This is a genomic window from Aliiglaciecola sp. (assembly GCF_039982535.1).
Lineage (GTDB): Bacteria > Pseudomonadota > Gammaproteobacteria > Enterobacterales > Alteromonadaceae > Aliiglaciecola.
In genome coordinates, this window is sequence record NZ_JBDWYG010000023.1 from 26,972 (window position 1) to 46,040 (window position 19,069).

Here is a 19,069-nt window from a genome sequence, read left to right on the forward strand (position 1 = left end):
GGGATTGGCGCTGTTAGTGCCATACCCGTTGACTTTCAGGACACAAAAAAATAATTGGAGATAAAGAATGAATAAGCCGCTTTCTGGTATACGTGTAATTGATTTAACACATATGTTATCAGGTCCGTATTGCGCAATGTTGCTCGCTGATTTAGGAGCAGAAACCATCAAGGTCGAACCGTTGCAAGGTGAAGGCACTCGTAAATTGCTTGCCAGTGATCCGAAAAACTCTTTAGATGGGATGGGCGCTTATTACATTACTTTGAACCGCAATAAACAAAGTATTTGTATCGACTTAAAAAGTGATGAAGGCAAACAAGTTTTTTATGACTTGGTAAAAGAGTCTGATGTGGTAGTGAATAACTTTGGTGCAGGTGTGCCTGATCGTTTAGGTATTGACTACAACACACTAAGCAAAATTAACCCTCGAATTATTACTTGTAGTATTACCGGATTTGGTAGCAGCGGACCTAAATTTAAACGTCCTGCGTTTGACCAAGTTGCTCAAGCAATGGGCGGTGGTATGTCAATTACCGGTCTTGATCAAGAGAACCCAGTAAGAGCAGGTATTCCCATCGGCGATTTGGGCGGTGGTATGTTCGCGGTAATGGGTATTCAGTCAGCCATCATTGAACGGGCAACCAGTGGTAAAGGTCAAGATGTGGATATTTCCATGTTGGATTGTCAAATTTCAATGCTTAACTACATGGCCACCATGCACTTCTTATCTGGTGAAAACCCGTACCCAATCGGTAATTCGCATTTTGTTCACGTTCCTTACAATACCTTCCAAACCTCAGATGGTTTTGTGGTTATTGCAGTGATCACTGACAACTTCTGGAAAAACCTCAATGAAGTGGTCAAGTGCCCTGAGTTTGAAGATAGTAAATATGATGGTCAGCCAGGACGTTGGGCTGATAGAGATTTCATCAATGCCAAATTAAACGAAATTTTGAGTCAAAACACGTCGGCTTATTGGATTGAACAGTTGGAAGCCAAACGCATTCCTTGCGCACCGGTTAATAACTTATCTCAGGCATTGAGTGACGAACAAGTTTTGCATCGTAATATGGTGGTTGATTTGAAACACCCTGATGGCAAAAGCACAAAGGGACCGGGCAACCCGATTAAATTCTCACGTACCGACGAAGAGTCTTTCTCTCCAGCACCAGTGTTAGGTCAAGATACTCAAACTGTGTTGTCAGAGCTGTTACATATGTCACAAGAACGCATCGACTCCTTGGTGGAAAGTGGCGCAATTAAAGGAACCGGCAATGAGTAATCATGTATACATTAATGATGTAGGTCCTCGTGATGGGCTGCAAAATCAAGCCGAAATACTCTCGCCGCAACAACGTTTGCAACTGATTCAAGTGTTAACCGACGCTAGATTAGATGGCATCGAAGTGGGTGCATTTGTATCGCCCAAGGCAGTGCCTGCAATGGCCGGTACGGATGAAATCTGTCAGCAGTTACCCAAAGCTGATTGCCATTTTTCAGCCCTTATCCCAAATATGAAAGGCTTCGAATTAGCCCAGAAAAATCAGGTTAAATTAGCCTCTTTGGTTATGGCTGCATCTAACACCATGAACGAAAAAAACATTCGCATGGATAACGAGCAAACCTTAAAAGTGATTGAGCAAGTGATTGAGGCGGGTAAAGGCACTGATGTTGAATTACAGGTGTATTTAGCCACTGCATGGGAATGCCCTTTCGAAGGTGTGATTCCTGCACAACAGGTAGTCGATATTGCTGAAAAGCTGATCAATATGGGCGCGTCTCGATTAGTGATTGCCGACACCATAGGTGCAGCGAATCCTCAGAGTGTCGAAGCCTTAATGACTACTTTGGTTGATAAGTTTGGCGAAGACAAAATAGCCTGTCACTTCCATGATACCCGCGCTATGGGATTGGCTAATGTGTATGCGGCCTTAACCGCCGGTGTGCGCAGGTTTGATGCTTCCATTGCCGGTTTAGGCGGTTGCCCCTTCGCGCCAGGTGCCAGTGGTAATGTTGCCACTGAGGACGTGGTGATGATGTGTCATCAGATGGGGTATGAAACTGGCATTGATATGCCAACCCTGTTAGCGGCATCTGACCTTGCCATTGAGCTAACCAAAACCGCAAAAGGCGGTAATGCCAAAACATGGTTACGTAAAAAGTACCCTGCATGAACGAAATAAATTAATACGAAGACCTTAAATAAAATTAAATACAACAAGAATATAGAAAGGAAAACGTTATGAGTTATCGATTAGGTGTTGATGTAGGGGGGACTTTTACAGACCTTCTATTAATTAACGAAAGCAACGGTGAAACTCACACTGCCAAGGTACCTTCTACACCAGAAGATTCTTCAATAGGTGTGTTAAACGGTATAGCTCGCATTTGTGATGAGTCTGGTATCGATCCTAAACAAATTAATCGCGTGATGCATGGGACTACAGTTGCCACTAACGCGGTTTTGACCGGTAAAGGCGCAAAAGTAGGGTTAGTGACCACACGTGGATACAAACATGTATTACAAGTGGCCCGTTCATTTTGTCCCGGTGGATTAGGCGGTTGGGTGAGCTTTGTTAAGAAGCCTTTGTTAGCCCCACTAGAGCTAACTATTGAAGCCACTGAGCGTATGGATGCTGATGGCAGCACCGCTACAGAGCTAGACGAACAAGCACTATTGCAAGATTTGAAAAAGCTAAAAGCAACAGGTGAAGTAGAAGCCTTAACGATCTGTTTCATCAATGCCTATGTTAACGGTGACCATGAAAAACGCGCGAAGGAATTGGCAGCATCTGTATTTACCGATATTCCCATTAGTATTTCCAGCGACATCGTTCCTGAAATGCAAGAGTACGAGCGTACAGAAACTACAGTTGTGAACTCTTACGTTCGACCAGAAGTGGCAAGGTACGTGGATAATTTGCAAGCATCATTGCATAAAACCATGGGCGAAGACTTACACTTATCCATATTGCGTTCAGACGGCGGTTTAGCTTCGGCCAATGCTGCAGCGGACAATCCGGTTAACCTACTAATGAGTGGGCCTGCTGGTGGGGTATCTGGTGCAATACACTTTTCCTCAGCAGCCGGTTACGACAATATCCTAACTTTCGATATGGGCGGAACGTCCACCGACGTAGCCCTTATTCAAAATTCCAAAGCACGTATCAGACGAGAAACCCGAGTGGGTGACGTTGTGGTTAGAGCTCCATCCGTTGATGTACGTACAGTGGGGGCTGGAGGCGGTTCGTTAGCCTTTGTACCTGAATTAACCAAAGCCTTACGGGTTGGCCCTGAGTCGGCAGGTGCTAAGCCAGGTCCTGCTGCTTATATGAAAGGCGGTGTTGAACCAACGGTTTGTGATGCTAACGTGGTATTGGGCTATTTACCCTCTGATGTGCAACTTGGCGGAAAAATGGCTATCGACAAAGCCGCAGCTGTGGCTGCAGTTAAAAAAGTGGCTGATGCCATGGAGATTTCTGTTGAAGAAGCCGCGGAAGGGATTGTGCGTATTGCCAATGAAGCCATGTTTGGTGCCCTACGTTTAGTTTCCGTTGAACAAGGTTTTGACCCAAGAGATTTTGCCTTAGTTGGATTCGGTGGTGCTGGCCCATTACACGCCAACGCCTTAGGTATTCTAACGGATGCTTGGCCAACCATTATTCCACCTGGACCAGGTGTGTTGTGTGCCTATGGTGATGCCACAACAGTGGTAAAAGATGAAGCCTCTAAAACATTTGTTACTTTGATTAAAGATACCGACAAAGAGTCACTGACCGAATTGTTTGCAGAGTTAACAGACAAAGCTGCCTCAACATTAATTGCTGATGGTATTAGCAAAGATGACTTAGATGTTACTTTGCAAGCAGATGTTCGTTATACCGGACAAGCTTTCCAACTTTCTATTGAGTGTTCAAAAGCAGACTTTGAAGCTAAAGGGTTGGATCTATTGATCGACCGATTTGATGAAGAGCATACACAGTTGTTCACCTTCGCCTTAGATGAAGGTCATGAAATTGTGATGGTACGGGCTATCGTTTCTGCTTCTTCAACAGCATTGCCTCAAAACAAACAAATCGCTCAAAAATCTAGTTTAGCGGATTGTAAAATTGCCGATTCAAAAATTTATTTTGAAGGGCAATATCATCAAGCTGCTATTTATGAGCGAGGCAAAATGGGAATTGGCTTGGAAGTGCCAGGACCATGTATTGTAGGTGAAATGGATTCGACAACTGTCATTTTACCGGGTTATGTGGCGACAGTAGATTCTGTGGGTAACTTATTAATCAACCCTGTTAACGCTAGTAATAAGTAGTAGGAGAATAGAATGAATAAAATTATTGAAACTAATAGCACTCCTCTTAAACGTGTTGATGCAGATACTGTCACCGTCGATATTATTGAAAATGCATTAAAAAATGCACGTGAAGAAATGGACGCAGTGCTGTTTAGAACCGCAATGAGCCCAGGTATCCGTGAACAAGGCGACTGTTTCCCAATGATCGCAAATCGCGACGGTAAAATGGTGGTTGGCCAGTTTGGCTCTTTTATCCATGGGTTTATGGAAGCATTTACCGGACAAATGGAAGAGGGCGATGTGCTGCTCACCAACGACCCCTATATGTGTAATGCTGCGGTATCTCACTTGCCTGATTGGTTAGTTTTGGTGCCAATTTTCCGTGAAGGTCGTCATATCGCTTGGTCTGCAATGTTCGGTCACATGTCTGATAATGGTGGCATGGTGCCAGGTTCAATCCCAATTAAAGCCGAGTCTATCTTCCAAGAAGGGATACGTATTCCGCCAACTAAGCTGTATAAAAAAGGCGTATTACAAACTGAGTTATTGGAACTGATCCTACATAATGTTCGTACCCCGCAGTGGAACCGATTCGATTTAAATGCCTTAGTTGCTGCGTGTAATACCGCATCTAAACGCGTCATTGAAATTGCCGATCGTTTTGGCGATGACGTGTTTTATTCCACCATGGAAGTGATGTTAGAGCGTAACCATACGGCTATGTCAGCAATCATCAATATGTTAGTCCCGGAAGAGCCTCGGGTGTTCGAAGATTACCTATGTGATGATGGTGTGGGCAAAGGCCCTTATAAAATTCGTTGTAAAATGTGGCGAGAAGGTGAAAAAGCCATTTTTGATTTTGAGGGCACAGATCCTCAAGCCAAAAGCTCCATTAACTTCTACCTCAACGAAGATATGTTCAAAATGTTCTTCGGATCTTTCACCATTAACTTAGTGGATCCGCAGATTCTATTTAACGATGGTTTTTATGACCTAGTTGATGTGCGTATTCCACAAGGCAGCCTATTAAAACCGAATTATCCAGCAGCTTTGTCGGGCAGAACCCATGCACTGGGCAGAATCTTTGATGTGATGGGCGGTTTGTTAGGGCAGGGTGCTCCTGAAGCCATGAATGCAGCAGGCTTCTCAGATTCTCCCCATTTGTTTTATTCTGGTTACGATGACAATGGCGAGTGGTTCCAATTGTTCCAAATTGGTTTTGGTGGTATTCCTGGACGTCCTGCTGGAGATGGTCCTGATGGACACTCATTATGGCCAGGATTCACTAATGTGCCGAACGAGTTTATTGAAGCCTACTTCCCATTACGTGTAGAAGCATACGAAACCATACCTGATTCAGGTGGTGTAGGTCTGCATCGTGGTGGAAATGGCTTGTCTGTTGGATACCGTTTCTTGAACGATGGTCAGATCGCAATTCATGATGACCGTTGGTTAACTTACCCTTGGGGAGTTAACGGTGGTGCGCCAGGAATGCGTTCTACTAAACTATTGCAACGTGCCGATGGTAGTGAAGAAACCTTACCAGCCAAATGTGAAGGTATTGAAGTGAAAAAAGGCGATATTCTTTACTTCAATACATGGGGCGGCGGCGGTTGGGGAGACCCATTGCAGCGAGAACCTCAACTAGTGCTAGACGACATTAATCGTTCTTTGGTGACTGTTGAAGGTGCCTTGGGTTATGGTGTGGTGATCAGCGATGATCTAAGCATAGATACCCAAGCAACCGCTGATTTGCGCGCTAAAATGGCGGCCGAGCGTGGTGATGTGAGTATGTTTGATTTCGGCGGTGATATTGCTGACATCAAGGCTCGTAGCATGCAAGAAACCAACTTGCCTGCACCACAAACACCTGAGTTTTAATTAAACTCAAACCCACAACAGCTTGTTGTGGGGGATGAAATGGATTAAATGCAGCCGGCATACTAGTTGGCTGCATTTACCTTTTAAAATTCAACAGCGATAAAATGTAATTGTTCGTAGTTACAAACGCTAACCACCATCACGGTTATTCAGCTTTATTTATCGTATTAAATCACCTTATAGCTAATATCAAAATATTCGTAATTCACGGCGAAATTTGTTTGCGTAAGGGTATATAATACGGCCTCATTTTTTTAGGGTAGTACTCATAATATGTCTTTTATAATCAACTTCGTTCGTAACTTTCTAGGCTGCATCATTGCCTTTGTTGATTTGATCACCCGTCCGCGAAAACAACAACGTAGTGAACAAGCACAGCAGCAGGTAGAAAATGAAATTCAATCTATGGCCCTGTATCAATTTTTTGCTTGTCCATTTTGTATAAAAACCCGCAGAGCTTTGCATCGTTTGAATTTGCCCATAGAAACACGTAATGCCAGCAAAGGTAGCGAGTTCCGGGCTGAACTAGAGCAACAAGGTGGTAAAACCAAAGTACCTTGTTTACGCATCTCCGACGACGGTAAAGATACTTGGATGTATGAAAGCAACGATATTATTGCTTATTTAGAACAACGTTTTGGTTCAATTCGTTAATCACATAAAATGATAGCGACATCGAAACTGAAAACGAGTCGAACGGCTCGTTCTCTTTAAAAAGGCTGCTGCACTCTGGTGTTGCTTACTGTTTTGGATTTTGAATTAGAGGTCTTTGAAAAAAACGCTGAATATGAAGGTGTGTCTTAATACCGATTTCAGTCGCCTCTGTTGAGCAATTTTTATTTTTTCACTAGGTCTCTCACTCTAGTGGTCGGCCCCATCTCGCAGAATCTATATTACCTCTTCTAAGGTAAACTCAAATTGGTTCTTTCCGTGTCGAATAATTTTACAAGATATGCTTACTTAATAACTAATTTCATTTTAAATTCTTTAAAAACAACTACTTGTATTTATGGCATGGTATGTGCTAATTCGGTATCGTTGGCAGTTTGGAATAAAAACTAACTATCAAAAAGTAATCATATGAAAATTATTATTCAAATGTAGAGGTATTGAATGAAAACGTTAAAATTGGCCTTACTAGGCATCTTATTAACTGCTGCTGGCGTGGCAAACGCGGGTTTAATTTATCAAACAGGCAGTTACACCTATTATGCAGACGATAACGGCCTAGAGTGGGTTTATGCTTCTCCTTGTGCCGGTATTGGCGGTTGTGGCAATGATGTTACCTTAATCGATGATTTTAGATTTGCCACTGAAATTGAGTGGAGTTCAAGTTTTGCTACTACGTCAGAGCTAATGAGCGCGTTTCAGCTTGACAACTATAATGCTAACGTTTGCGCTGCATCTTACTTTGGTTCTGGCTTCAGTCATTGCGATTCAGGTGATGTGTCATTAGGATATGTTTGGGGAGCGCCTAGTAGCATCGCTGCATACTCTACCAGTACATATGGTGAAACTTTCTTAGTACGTAACGAACTAGCGAGTAATGATATTCCCGAACCAACGACCTTGGCAACCCTTGCTCTAGGCTTATTAGCCTTAAGACTTCGTAGAAAAGCGTAAAAACCATATAAATAGCGGATCTAGAAAGCACTGAGTGGATAACTCAGTGCTTTTTTTTACTGCAAGCCTCTTTGTGTTTCTAAATAGGTTGCGAAGCTTCCTAACCAATGGCTGCCCATGTAATGCATATCATGGATGACTGAATTCAATCCTGATTTTTTGTGGGCTTGTGCAGCATTCAAAATAGCAACTTTACGGGGATCTTTGTTATTCAAAGCCGAAGCTATACCTTCCAGCATCCATGCTCTGCTTAAATTTAAACCATCTAAGTGGGCAAGTTTACCATCGGTTTTGTCTACCACTGTGGCCACTTGTAACCATTCGGCTTTTCCATCGCTGGGAATACTGGGTAAGAATGTGGATAACCATTTTGCATATTGGGTAGATGATAATACTCGTCGCATTAAGTCAGCTTCCGCAATACAAGGTGATAAAAAATCTTGTCCGGAGGGTTCGTAAGCAAGAGGGCAATTCACATCGCTGGCGTATAAACGTGTAATGTTGCTCTTCAATAAGTCGTTAAATTCCTGATTGTTAGCACTGAGGCTCCAGTCCCACATCAAACCAAAGGCAAACGCCGTTTGACTATGTTCACCCACTCGAATCGGGAAAGAAAGTTTAGGTAACCAATCAGTTAAATTGGCGATTATTTTGTTTTCAAGAGGAGTTAAAATATCTAGCCAATGTTTAGCTTGTGGGTTATCCCATTCGCGCAATTCCGTGGTGAGTTGTAAAAACCAGGCTAGTCCATAAGGGCGCTCAAAACTGGTGCCCGTATCAGCACGATTGAAATAGGCTAACTCACCGGCTAAATTTGCTTCGGTAAAACTTTGAGCCAAACTCGCCATGATATCTTGGTGACGAGTTGAATCTGGATATTGGCTGGCAATACGGGTAAGTAACCAGTGTCCATGGACGGAAGAGTGCCAATCAAAACAGCCATAAAAAGCAGGGTAGAGCTGTTTGGGTGTTTTCACATCCTCATCGCTGTTCATCATATGCTTGATAATATTTGGGTATTCTTTGTGAACACATTCAAGGGCAAGTTCAGCAAACCTATCAATGATTTCGGCTTTGCTGGGGGATTGGAGTGGCACAACCGGTTGGGCGGCTAAACTGCCGCTAAAAATCCCTAAGGTTAATATTACGATATTGAATTTGTTTGCTAATTTCATATTTTTTGGTGTTTTGAGCAGCGTTAAACAGAAGGTCGAGTTTAACCACTATACGAAGTAGGTGCAACGAAGACAGTCTAAGGTACAATTTGCATAACAATCTGAATATTTGTAAATATCTTAAAAGCAAGCTGATCCTAGAACACGCACCTAGGCATTGAAATCTCCAAAAATGACCATATTTTTATCACTCGCATATTGAATCATTGATGGAGTAATTAATGTCGGACTTGTTAGAAAAGTTAAATTGGCGCTATGCAACTAAAAAAATGGATGCCAGTAAAGCGGTTGCTGAAGAAAAAGTGCAACACATCCTTGAAGCTATCCGCTTAACAGCGACCTCAAGTGGTTTGCAACCCTACGAAGTCATTGTGGTAAAGAACCAAGCATTACGAGATCAAATTGTTCCACATGCCTTTAACCAGGCTCAAATCTCGGATTGTTCGCATCTTTTAGTGTTTGCGGCTTGGGATAATTATACTCCAGAACGCATTAACCATATGTTCGATTTAGTAAACGAAGAACGCGGCGTAATTAACGAGGGGTGGGAAAACTACCGTAAAATGATCTTGGCCACTTACCCACCAAGAGATCCTGAAGTTAACTTTCAACATGCCGCTCGACAAGCTTATATCGGTCTAGGCACTGCGTTAGTAGCCGCAGCAGAGGAAGGTGTGGATAGCACTCCAATGGAAGGTTTTATTCCTGAAAAAGTAGACGAAATATTGGGCTTAAATGAGCGTGGTTTGCGTTCGGTTATTTTGTTGCCTTTGGGTTATCGAGCAGAAGAAGGTGACTGGCTTAAAAATTTGAAAAAAATACGTCGTCCCAAAGAAGATTTTGTCACTGAAATTGACTAAACGTAACGTATTTTAGAGATGAGAATATCTCCGGGATGGAACATTAAGCTCACTTAACGCGGATGAATGTATATCAACAGATCATTCGTAAAATGAGTTTAATGTTCTTGCGACAGCTTTCGAAAATGACGTATCAACACCCAGTTGTAACAAAATCATAAGTTGGAAGCTCGTTTACAGCCGCTGGTGGGGTGTAAGTTAAATAACAATTTGGGCTTCTAAGGGGAATGTTGTTGTTGGTAATTCCGCTAAATCCTACGATGCTTTCTGGCGAAATAAAGAATTGACCACCACCAAAGGTATCACCATATGCCCATTCATCATTTAACTGAAGTGCATTGGCTATGCCGGTTGTGCGGTTTGCACTAGGAAAACCATAAATTGTAGCGATGTCATCAACACCATCACCATCTAAGTCTACATTGCCTTCAGCGTCATTAACGACTCCCTGGATTATGGCTTTTGCATAAACTAAGTTGACAGCACCACTTGCGGCACCGGCCATTCCATCTAAAGCAGCTTTGTTGGCATCCGAGGTTAAATTAATAAATTTCGGGGCAGCCACCACAGACAAAATTCCAAGAATCACTATTACAATAATCAATTCTATTAGGGTAAAACCCTTAGCTTTTTCTAATTTCACTACAACTTAACCTTTCCAGTACATCAATGGGGGGTATTTTAACCCACCAAATATTGACCATCTATTATACTTTGGATTATTCACTTTTGTTTTAACTGTGTGCCGTTGCTACTTGGATGAAGTAGGTTGCTAGCATGGTGAGAAGAATTGATCCGTTTCCAATGGACTTGCTTACAAACGAATAAAGGAAAATCGATGAATTTGCTAATTACAGGTGGCAGCGGACTGATAGGTTCAAAGCTCGTAAAACATATCAAGGCTGAAAATCAGCTTACGATATTAACAAGAAATCCTAAGCGTGCTGAAGAAAAGCTCGGAAACGGACTGACGTATATATCGAGTTTAGAGCACTTGTCTAATTTGAACGACTTCGATGGCGTGATTAACTTAGCTGGCGAACCTATTGTAAATAAACGTTGGAGCTGCGAACAAAAAACGATTTTAGAAAACAGTCGCTGGGAAATGACTAAAAAGTTAGGGTTATTGTGTGTGGCAAGTCAAACTCCTCCTAAATTCTTCATTAGCGGATCAGCCATTGGCTTTTATGGTCGTCAAGACAGCCAAGTAATTGATGAGGATTTTGATAAACCGAATAAAGAATACAGCCATGAATTGTGTACAACATGGGAGAGGCTTGCTTTAGATATTGAAACTGATACAACCCGTGTTTGTATACTAAGAACGGGCATCGTATTGGCCGAAAATGGTGGTGCTTTAGAAAAAATGGAGTTGCCATTCAAATTAGGTTTGGGGGGACCTATTGGCTCAGGGGAGCATTATATGTCGTGGATCCATATTGACGATATGGTGCGAGGTATCATGCATTTGATTGATAATAGTGATTGTTCAGGTATTTATAACTTAACTGCCCCCTATCCAGTAACTAATAAAGTGTTCTCAACAACGTTAGCCAAAGCACTGCATCGTCCATGCATATTATTCACCCCAAAAATTGCCCTAAAACTTGCTATGGGGGAAATGGCTGACTTACTGATATATGGTCAAAGAGTTATTCCAATGCGATTGCAAGAAAGCGGATTCCAGTTCAAATTTGCCAAAATAGAAGATGCATTCGCTGACTTGTATAAGGATTGAATTAATTCGTTTGGACACCTTATACCACGGTTCCAGGTCGTATGGTCGGTCAGCGTTATTTAGATAGTGTTACCATTAGAATTAAAGAAACGGTATAGAGTAATGCCGCGGAGCAAGGGATTATATCTTTAATGGAAATGCGTCATGGGACAAAAGGCTTTTTTACCATTAATACCGATACTATTCGAGAAAGCATTGAACAGACTATGCAGACCATGACCCTACTGATTCCAGCTATTGCGGCTGGAATGATTTCACTCAGAGAATAGTAATAAAGTAATGCTTAGTTGGCGGCTAGGTTTTTGAGATCATGCCCGCTTTTTGTTGTTTTTATCATTGATTTACTGGCCCTGAAAAGTATTAATAAAGCAAAGGTTACCCAGCTAATAACACCGCCACCTCCACCATCAGATATTGTGGGAGTTGTGGTTGTTGGAGGTGTCGATTGATTTTCATCACCTTGAATTTTTAGTGAAAACTGATTGGTTTTCACTGTTTCTTCACCATCAGAGATAACCACCTCCATCTCATAATCTTCGGTATTTGCATTACTAGGTACGGAACCGGTGATATCGCCACTTTGACTATCAATAGACAACCATTGAGGTGCGCCCACTAACGAATATTCTAGTTTATCTCCGTCTAAATCTGTCGCTCGGGTGGGAATATAAATATATTTATTGGCAACGGCTTCTACATCGTGGGTAATATAAGACTCTGGTAAATTGTTAGCAAAACCATTTGTGCACTGGTTATTATTAAATATGGCCAACTGCTCAAGACAAGTAGATGAAAGGATTAATAACTCATGGCCAATCAGGTGTGTTTGATAATCAATATAATGGTAGCCATTGAGGTATTCCCAATCACCGAGAGGCTCTAAATCAATGTCTGCATACTCTGACTCTGAAACTGGTGCATTAGCGAACAAGTCTAGCTCTACAATTTTGTTGTGTTCTGGCATATAAATGAAAAGCTTAGTATTTGTACTGCCAGATTGCTCCGTTCCCATAAAGAAAAGCCAACCTTTTTCATCCTTGGAATGCGTTTTAATAAATCTAATTTCTTCTGGATACCTATGCACTTCAGTTAAGGTATTATTATTCATTTTGAAAATAACAGTTTCGTTAGATTCTGAATTAAATTCACTGTAGTAAACCCCCGTACTATTAATATGTAGTTCGTCAAAGCCTCCATCATATTTGCCTATATAATCTATATCTCTATTTTGTGAATTATATCTATATAGTTCAAGACCGTATGGCGCTGAAGTAGTACTTTGGAAATATAAGTCGTTATTTACTTTAAGTGAACTACTGGGAGATATTCTTGGTATTTCTCTACCTGCAGTTGTTTTGTCTAAAGGAGTAAAACGTTCCGTATTACAATCATATATTTGTGGAGTAGTTGAAGAATACATAAGCACTAATCCTAATTCATAGAAAATAAAAGAAGAGGGGAGATCTGCTATTTTATTTATATCACTCGAAGGTAAAACCTCGAATATTTCCTCAGTACGGCGATTTTTATACAAAAATTTGTTTGCACAACTGAACATATAAAATGATTCAGGTGTTTCAACTAAATTTACTTGTGAGTCGTTGATATTAACTAAGCCTGCTTTTCTACTTTTGGTTTCCACATACAGAGTATTGTCTTTAAAACCAATGACGCGATTAATTTTATTGTCATCATCGTCGGATTCAATTGTCGAATGCAGTTTAGTTAGTTGTTGACTAGTTACGTTATACTTAAAGGTATTCCTATCTTTCAACTCAGAACCAACAGAGAAAAAAAGGTTGTCGTCAATTACTAAATCAATCGTTATATCATAGGTAATTTCAATACCATCACTTAACGATTGATTCATCACCGGAATCACTGATAGTTCCTCATTCATCAGCCAATAGTTGTATTTAGGATCCGAAGATTGGTTATTGCCGAAGCTACCGCTGCCGGATACAAAGCTATCGAAAACTTTCAAGTCTCTATTGTCACGGGAACCACTGTTCGTTAACCCTTTGTGTATCGTAAAAGCATAATCGATATCTTCACTAAGTGAATTATAAACATAGTAGCCAGCATGCATAGTTGCTGATTCTGTATCGTGAGCAAGATAGAGTTCGTTATTGTGCATAAACGTATTGAATCTGTCTGGAGCGGTAGTCAGTTCTTTATTGGTTATTGTATTATTTTCAGAATCATAAATAGTGATAAGTGCGCCTTGAAGGGCATTAAAACGAGGGGACAGATAGACCTTACTTTCTGATTTACCTAAAAAAACATTTCCAGACTGATTGTAGTTGGTAGGAATATTGACGTTTTCAACCGTCGTTAAATCATCCGTTTTTTTCGATAAACTAAAATACTCGTTAATAGAATCGATACTTACTTTGTTGATAAAAATATAATTATTCGTGTTATAGATTTTTAACTCTTTAGGCGTTTTTAGCTGGTCATCATAAAGCTGAGTAAGGCTATATTTTTGCGTATCAAATTTATATAAATCAAGAAGCGGCCAGGCTCCTTCGCCTTCCTGTTGAATTCGCATTGCTATAAAATAAAGTGATTGTTCGCCTTCTATAACGCCAAAATGTTGTACTAGACTAATCCAAGGCCCCTCATAAACAGTGGTAAATTCTTCAGTAAGTAGGTCAAATTCATATAGTAAAAATGCATCATCAGTGGCTTCGTAAAAATAAAACGCATTTTTAGTTTTATATAAAAGGTTTTTAATTTTATCTAAAGAAATAGACTCAAGTTGTTTAAACCCCTGACGTGTCCCATCCGATATGTAAACGTGCTCATCACTAAGCACTATGACTTTATCTTCGCTAATAATTGCCGCTTTAGCCCGCTCGGAAAAAGCAAAAAATGTCTTTGATACTTCATAAAAATCTTCTGTAACTGAATCGTAAAATGCCACTCCGAATGGGTCGCTATCAAAAACGAAATTACCATTGGATAGTTGTTTAATATCCTGAAAACTTATTAATAAATTTTTCTTATTTATGGTTTCGTTCAATGCCCAAATTTTAGTTCCCTCTTTAGTGCCATCGGTAATATAGTAAGTTGAATAATTATCCAGTATAAATACAACTTCATTTTCATTGATTTTATATAATTTACTATGTGGCTGGGTGCCGCAACTACTAAAGGTTTTAGTGTTTTCCCATAGTGGCGTTGGTGTACGCTTTCCCTTTGATAGTACCCAGGGATTTAAGCCTGTTTCATCGCAACCCAAAAAAATACTTCCTTTTTCGATTTCTACTATTTTTGTATCATCCAAAGGGAAACCATTGCTGCTTTGAGCGTTCGACATAAATAGACGTTGTGAATTGTATTCATTAAAATCCTTAAAAGTAATTGCTTCTTTGTAGTAAGTGGCTTGAGCGGCGAAGGGAAGTAGAGTCGACAAAAAAACGATTAACAACCGAAACATTTTATTTCCATATAAATTACTGATTTCTAAGAAGCCAATATTTTCAGATTTACAGATTTCAATCAAGTGTTAATGTGTTGTTAATCAGGTTTGTTGGGTTAAAGTGGCGCTTTAAAATTTAAGGGGAACTTCAAATACGCAGTCCAATAACGAAAAATAAATGTTAGAAAAGCTAGGCCAGAATTATTTATCTAGCCTGAGCAGAGCAAAATGTAGGTATGGTTATCTACGCCACTATTGCGGCTGGAATGACTTCTCGGTAGTCGTTTAAAACACGCTTGTACCACGCGTAAATAATATCGTCCTTTTCTAAAAAGTCAGTTGTACCGCTACTGGCAATCCATAAGAAAGTGCCCAATAAACAAATATCTCGATAATCAGGTATTTCGCCACCAAAATAGCGTTGTGAAGCTAACAATTCCCTTGCATATTGGAGTTCAGTTTGTAATCCCTGAATGTGCTTTTCTGGTGTTGCTGCAAACTCTTCTAAGCTAGTACCTAGTCGCGCTTCTCTAGTCGTTCGAAAATACTCTTTGTCTTGGTCTGCGATAATATTAAAAAGATCTAGAATGATAATACCTGGTATATGCTTAGATAGTACCGTAGACACCCATTGATGGAATGATTCTGCCTGCACTTTAGCTTCATCGTTAGCAAATAAGCTAGGGTTCTGTGGATATGTATCTTCTAAATATTGGGCAATCTCCCAAGAATCGCTAATCACTTTATCTGAGTCGGTAACAACGGGTAACAATGGCTGTTCAGATACAGCAAATTTTTCTTTTTCGGTGAACCAAACAGGCTCTGTTTTAAAATTCACTTGTTTGTGATGTAACGCTAGTTTTGATTTCCAACAATGGGGAGCAAAACGCAAGTTACGATCAGCGCCAGATAATTCATAAAGCGTGATAGTCATAGTATTTCCTTTGAGTAAAAGTAGTGCTTTCTTATACTTGTAATCTGAATTCAAATCAAAGGAAGCGCGGCCAATTGACTGATTTAAAAGGTATAACCTATGACTTAGGTTTCTTATTTCGACTTTTGTGTTTGTGAATTCAAGCTTATGCGAGTCGAAATAGTCGCTTGCCCCATGGCTGTCTAGTAATTCGATCTAATCATTTATTTTATGGCTGTCTAGTTATTTGGCTTTGCAGAGGCGAGCTAATGTATGGCTATCTTATAAATCGGATTACATTTGGTACATAAAAATTGACAAACTTAAACAGTTAATTAAATTAGGTATGTCGACCGTTAATATTAGTTTGTTTATCAAGATTAACTGGCAATAAAAGTGATATATCGTTAACTGTTTACTATATGGTGAACTAATATTGAAACTCTTGGCTTTTATCTTTTGTTAATTATTATGTCAATAAAAGGAATATATGAAACCTTACATTCACTTTGTTTTATTTGGCATTTTAATCGTTGTAAATTCTGTATTTGCTCAAGAACAGGTAACTGGTGACTCGAAACAAGAGACACTAACATATCTCACTGAGTTACGTGCTGATAAGCAAACTCCACCGATGGATACCATTCAAGTCCTTGAGCCAATTATTGTTACAAGCAAGCAGCATGGTTGGCGAATCATTTATCTTCAGGCAGTTACACTAAAAATAGAAAAACTTATTTATTTAGAGCGGATCTCCGAGGCGAAATTACTATTGGAAGAGGTAATCCTTGCTGCTAAGGAAGCTGATAATACAAATATTATGGTGCGTTTAGCGATAGCTGAACTTAACGTTCTAGAAAGACAGGGCTATTCTGAAGAACTAGACCAAAAATATCGCTTTTTACTTACTCAAGCTGAAATAATCCAAGACGATGAACTTGTTGGTGAAATTTATTTGGCAGCTGGAAGAATGAAAAGTCGAGTAGGTGATTATACCGAGGCCTTAATGTCATTGGGTAAAGCCTACAGTGTTGCCGAAAAATTAAACGATGTAACCTTTCTCGATGAGGTTTCTAGTGAATTAGGTACGGCCAATATTCGATTGGAAAATTTTGAAGAAGGCATTGCTTACTATTTAAAGTCACTTGAGATTAGCATTGAAAAGAAAACTCGTTTTGATCAATCAGTTATTTTATATAATCTTGGAAAAGCTTATTTGATGAACGGTAACTTCTCTAAATCGAAAGAGATGTACGAACAGTCAATAGTAATTAATAAAGAGTTAAATGATGATGTAGGCCTTATGTGGTCTAAACGAGGCCTTGCTGACCTTGCGCTCAAGCAACAAAAATGGAATGAAGCCATAGAATTGTATAATCAGGCAGGGCCATTCTTCGCTAAAATTGACGATAAATCGTCGGAATTTTGGTCCTATAATGGGCTTACTGAAGCTTACATAGCCCTTAAAAATATTGATAAGGCAGAATCAAGTTTAGCCGCAAGCGAGAGTCTCTTAAGTTTTTTTCCTAACTCAGATAATACCATTAGATATCAGCAACTACGTGCAAATTTAGAAGCATTAAAAGGTAACTATAAAGCCGCTTTCGAGCTTACCAAAAATAATATTGAGTTATTAAAAGAAGACTATTCTCTGAAGAAAAAGAAAGAAATAGAAAGGCAGAGAGTTCAATTAGACTCGGAGCTGAAGGAAACAGAGAATAGATTCCTTACAGAAAAAAATGAGCGTCAACAATATAAAATAGATCAACAAAATCAACAACAAAAGCTGTGGTATTTAATTATTTTTATAATTGCTATCTCATTACTTATTGTCACCTTTTCGCTTTACAAGCAAGTGCAACTTCGAGACATTTTCAAAACTATGGCACTTAGAGACCATTTAACACGGTGCCCAAATAGGCGTGCTATCTTGCAGTACGCGAATAATTGCTTCAAAGAACCTTCTGATGAAGGGAGAACATTAATTATCGCTTTGGTAGATTTGGATAACTTCAAAAATTTGAATGATACATATGGACACGACGTGGGCGATAACGTTCTGATTGCATTTTCTAAAGCCTGTAAAGTGTCTATGCGTGATGATATTAAGTATGGCAAATATGGTCGGTATGGTGGTGAAGAGTGGTTGATTGTTTTACCTAATTGTACCAGGTCCATAGCCGAAAATATTTTCGCACGTATTAAACATACATTTTCAAATTCTGATATCGAAGGGATGCCTAAAGAGCAGAACGTAACATTCAGTATAGGTGTTCAAGAGTTTGATAAAGGGAATTTTAAAAACGCAGTAAACATGATTTCCGAAGCAGATAACAAATTATACGTCGCCAAAGAAAACGGTAAAGATAGAGTCGAGTTTTAACCTCCTTTTTAATTAATCGTAGACAGTCATAAAATTAAATTTAATTAATCGTGGACAGTCATAAATTTAAATTTGGACAGGCATATTAAAAGGACCACACAAAATAGACAGCCATAACTTTTGATTTTAATGAGGAACGTATTTGGAATCGCTCTTTAATGAAAAGTGCCTAAGTAAGTGAGAAATACACTAGTTGTAGTGACCAATGATTAATAATTGGCTTTGTATTTTAGATATTACCTCGAAGAGAGTGCGCCGAACTCATTTCTAGTGCGTGTCTACTCATCTTAAATCTCAATTAAACCGCTAGTAAGCTCAACAAACTAAGCGTTTTTGCCGACGTCGTCGTTTATAGGTTTGGAGGGTGTCGATTTGGCCAGCGGCCACACTAAATGTTGTTTCAAAGCATGAAAATAGACTGCTCCAGGTTTGTTCATCTAAACCAAGTCGCTGTAGGATAGGGGATTCATCAATATTTATTGCTCCGCGTTTATTGTGTTGGAAGGTACGCCCTGATAGGTCAACTAATTTCAGGTAATCGATGAGTTCAAACGGCAAACCTGATGGCTGAGGTTGTGTTGTGCTGCCCACAAATGGCATCAGTGTGGAAGGTTGTTTTCCTTTTTTTAAATCAAATATGCGTCGTCTGATGCTGGTATGTTTGGAGGTTTCAGGCGTATTGGCTAGTTTTGCTCGGATTGGGTTCAAGTCCACATAAACCATACAGGCGGCTATTGCATGCTCATCCAATAAGGCTTGAGATTTAAAACGTCCT

General features: G+C 39.9%; 13 protein-coding genes and 2 pseudogenes. 10 read left to right on the plus strand and 5 right to left on the minus strand.

What is annotated here, in order from left to right:
* Positions 1-67: 67 nt before the first annotated feature.
* From ABJV04_RS04875 to ABJV04_RS04900, 6 genes are all read left to right on the plus strand, one after another.
* On the plus strand, positions 68-1,282 hold the full coding sequence (locus ABJV04_RS04875) for a CoA transferase (RefSeq protein ID WP_348490183.1): 1,215 nt from the start codon (positions 68-70) through the stop codon (positions 1,280-1,282).
* Entirely contained in the window at positions 1,275-2,174 is a 900-nt protein-coding gene (locus ABJV04_RS04880; RefSeq protein ID WP_348490184.1) for a hydroxymethylglutaryl-CoA lyase, read from the plus strand. Before ABJV04_RS04875 ends, ABJV04_RS04880 begins: the two co-directional genes overlap by 8 nt.
* Before the next feature lie 68 nt (positions 2,175-2,242).
* Positions 2,243-4,315 carry a hydantoinase/oxoprolinase family protein gene (locus tag ABJV04_RS04885; RefSeq protein WP_348490185.1) on the plus strand — a complete coding sequence of 691 codons (2,073 nt, stop codon included), beginning with the start codon at positions 2,243-2,245 and terminating at the stop codon, positions 4,313-4,315.
* Between the two features lie 12 nt (positions 4,316-4,327).
* Positions 4,328-6,178, plus strand: a complete 1,851-nt coding sequence (locus ABJV04_RS04890) for a hydantoinase B/oxoprolinase family protein (RefSeq protein ID WP_348490186.1) — start codon at positions 4,328-4,330, stop codon at positions 6,176-6,178.
* A gap of 273 nt (positions 6,179-6,451) precedes the next feature.
* Positions 6,452-6,832, plus strand: a complete 381-nt coding sequence (locus tag ABJV04_RS04895; protein WP_348490187.1) for a glutathione S-transferase N-terminal domain-containing protein — start codon at positions 6,452-6,454, stop codon at positions 6,830-6,832.
* Between the two features lie 459 nt (positions 6,833-7,291).
* The gene (locus ABJV04_RS04900; protein WP_348490188.1) at positions 7,292-7,801 is read left to right on the plus strand and encodes a PEP-CTERM sorting domain-containing protein; all 510 of its coding nucleotides are present in this window, start codon (positions 7,292-7,294) and stop codon (positions 7,799-7,801) included.
* 56 nt (positions 7,802-7,857) lie between these two features.
* Here the strand turns inward: ABJV04_RS04900 and ABJV04_RS04905 are convergent, their stop codons facing one another.
* Positions 7,858-8,976, minus strand: coding sequence for a DUF2891 domain-containing protein (locus ABJV04_RS04905; RefSeq protein ID WP_348490189.1), 1,119 nt, complete (start codon positions 8,974-8,976; stop codon positions 7,858-7,860).
* 221 nt (positions 8,977-9,197) lie between these two features.
* On the opposite strand from ABJV04_RS04905, the gene ABJV04_RS04910 reads away from it, so the two are divergent.
* Complete coding sequence (locus ABJV04_RS04910) at positions 9,198-9,836, plus strand: NAD(P)H-dependent oxidoreductase (protein ID WP_348490190.1); 639 nt, start codon at positions 9,198-9,200, stop codon at positions 9,834-9,836.
* Positions 9,837-9,969: 133 nt separating this feature from the next.
* Here the strand turns inward: ABJV04_RS04910 and ABJV04_RS04915 are convergent, their stop codons facing one another.
* The gene (locus ABJV04_RS04915) at positions 9,970-10,479 is read right to left on the minus strand and encodes a prepilin-type N-terminal cleavage/methylation domain-containing protein (protein ID WP_348490191.1); all 510 of its coding nucleotides are present in this window, start codon (positions 10,477-10,479) and stop codon (positions 9,970-9,972) included.
* 195 nt (positions 10,480-10,674) lie between these two features.
* Between ABJV04_RS04915 and ABJV04_RS04920 the strand changes: the two genes are divergently transcribed.
* On the plus strand, positions 10,675-11,574 hold the full coding sequence (locus tag ABJV04_RS04920; protein WP_348490192.1) for a TIGR01777 family oxidoreductase: 900 nt from the start codon (positions 10,675-10,677) through the stop codon (positions 11,572-11,574).
* Positions 11,571-11,816: pseudogene (locus tag ABJV04_RS04925) on the plus strand (macrolide ABC transporter permease/ATP-binding protein MacB); the annotation flags it as partial. The gene ABJV04_RS04920 and the pseudogene ABJV04_RS04925, both read left to right, overlap by 4 nt.
* Before the next feature lie 41 nt (positions 11,817-11,857).
* Here the strand turns inward: ABJV04_RS04925 and ABJV04_RS04930 are convergent.
* Together ABJV04_RS04930 and ABJV04_RS04935 are read right to left on the minus strand one after the other, a co-directional pair.
* Positions 11,858-15,016, minus strand: coding sequence for a putative Ig domain-containing protein (locus ABJV04_RS04930; protein WP_348490193.1), 3,159 nt, complete (start codon positions 15,014-15,016; stop codon positions 11,858-11,860).
* A 226-nt stretch (positions 15,017-15,242) separates the two neighbouring features.
* Positions 15,243-15,932, minus strand: a complete 690-nt coding sequence (locus tag ABJV04_RS04935) for a glutathione S-transferase N-terminal domain-containing protein (protein ID WP_348490194.1) — start codon at positions 15,930-15,932, stop codon at positions 15,243-15,245.
* A gap of 469 nt (positions 15,933-16,401) precedes the next feature.
* On the opposite strand from ABJV04_RS04935, the gene ABJV04_RS04940 reads away from it, so the two are divergent.
* Entirely contained in the window at positions 16,402-18,294 is a 1,893-nt protein-coding gene (locus ABJV04_RS04940) for a tetratricopeptide repeat-containing diguanylate cyclase (protein WP_348490195.1), read from the plus strand.
* A 315-nt stretch (positions 18,295-18,609) separates the two neighbouring features.
* Here the strand turns inward: ABJV04_RS04940 and ABJV04_RS04945 are convergent.
* Positions 18,610-19,069: pseudogene (locus ABJV04_RS04945) on the minus strand (transposase); the annotation flags it as partial.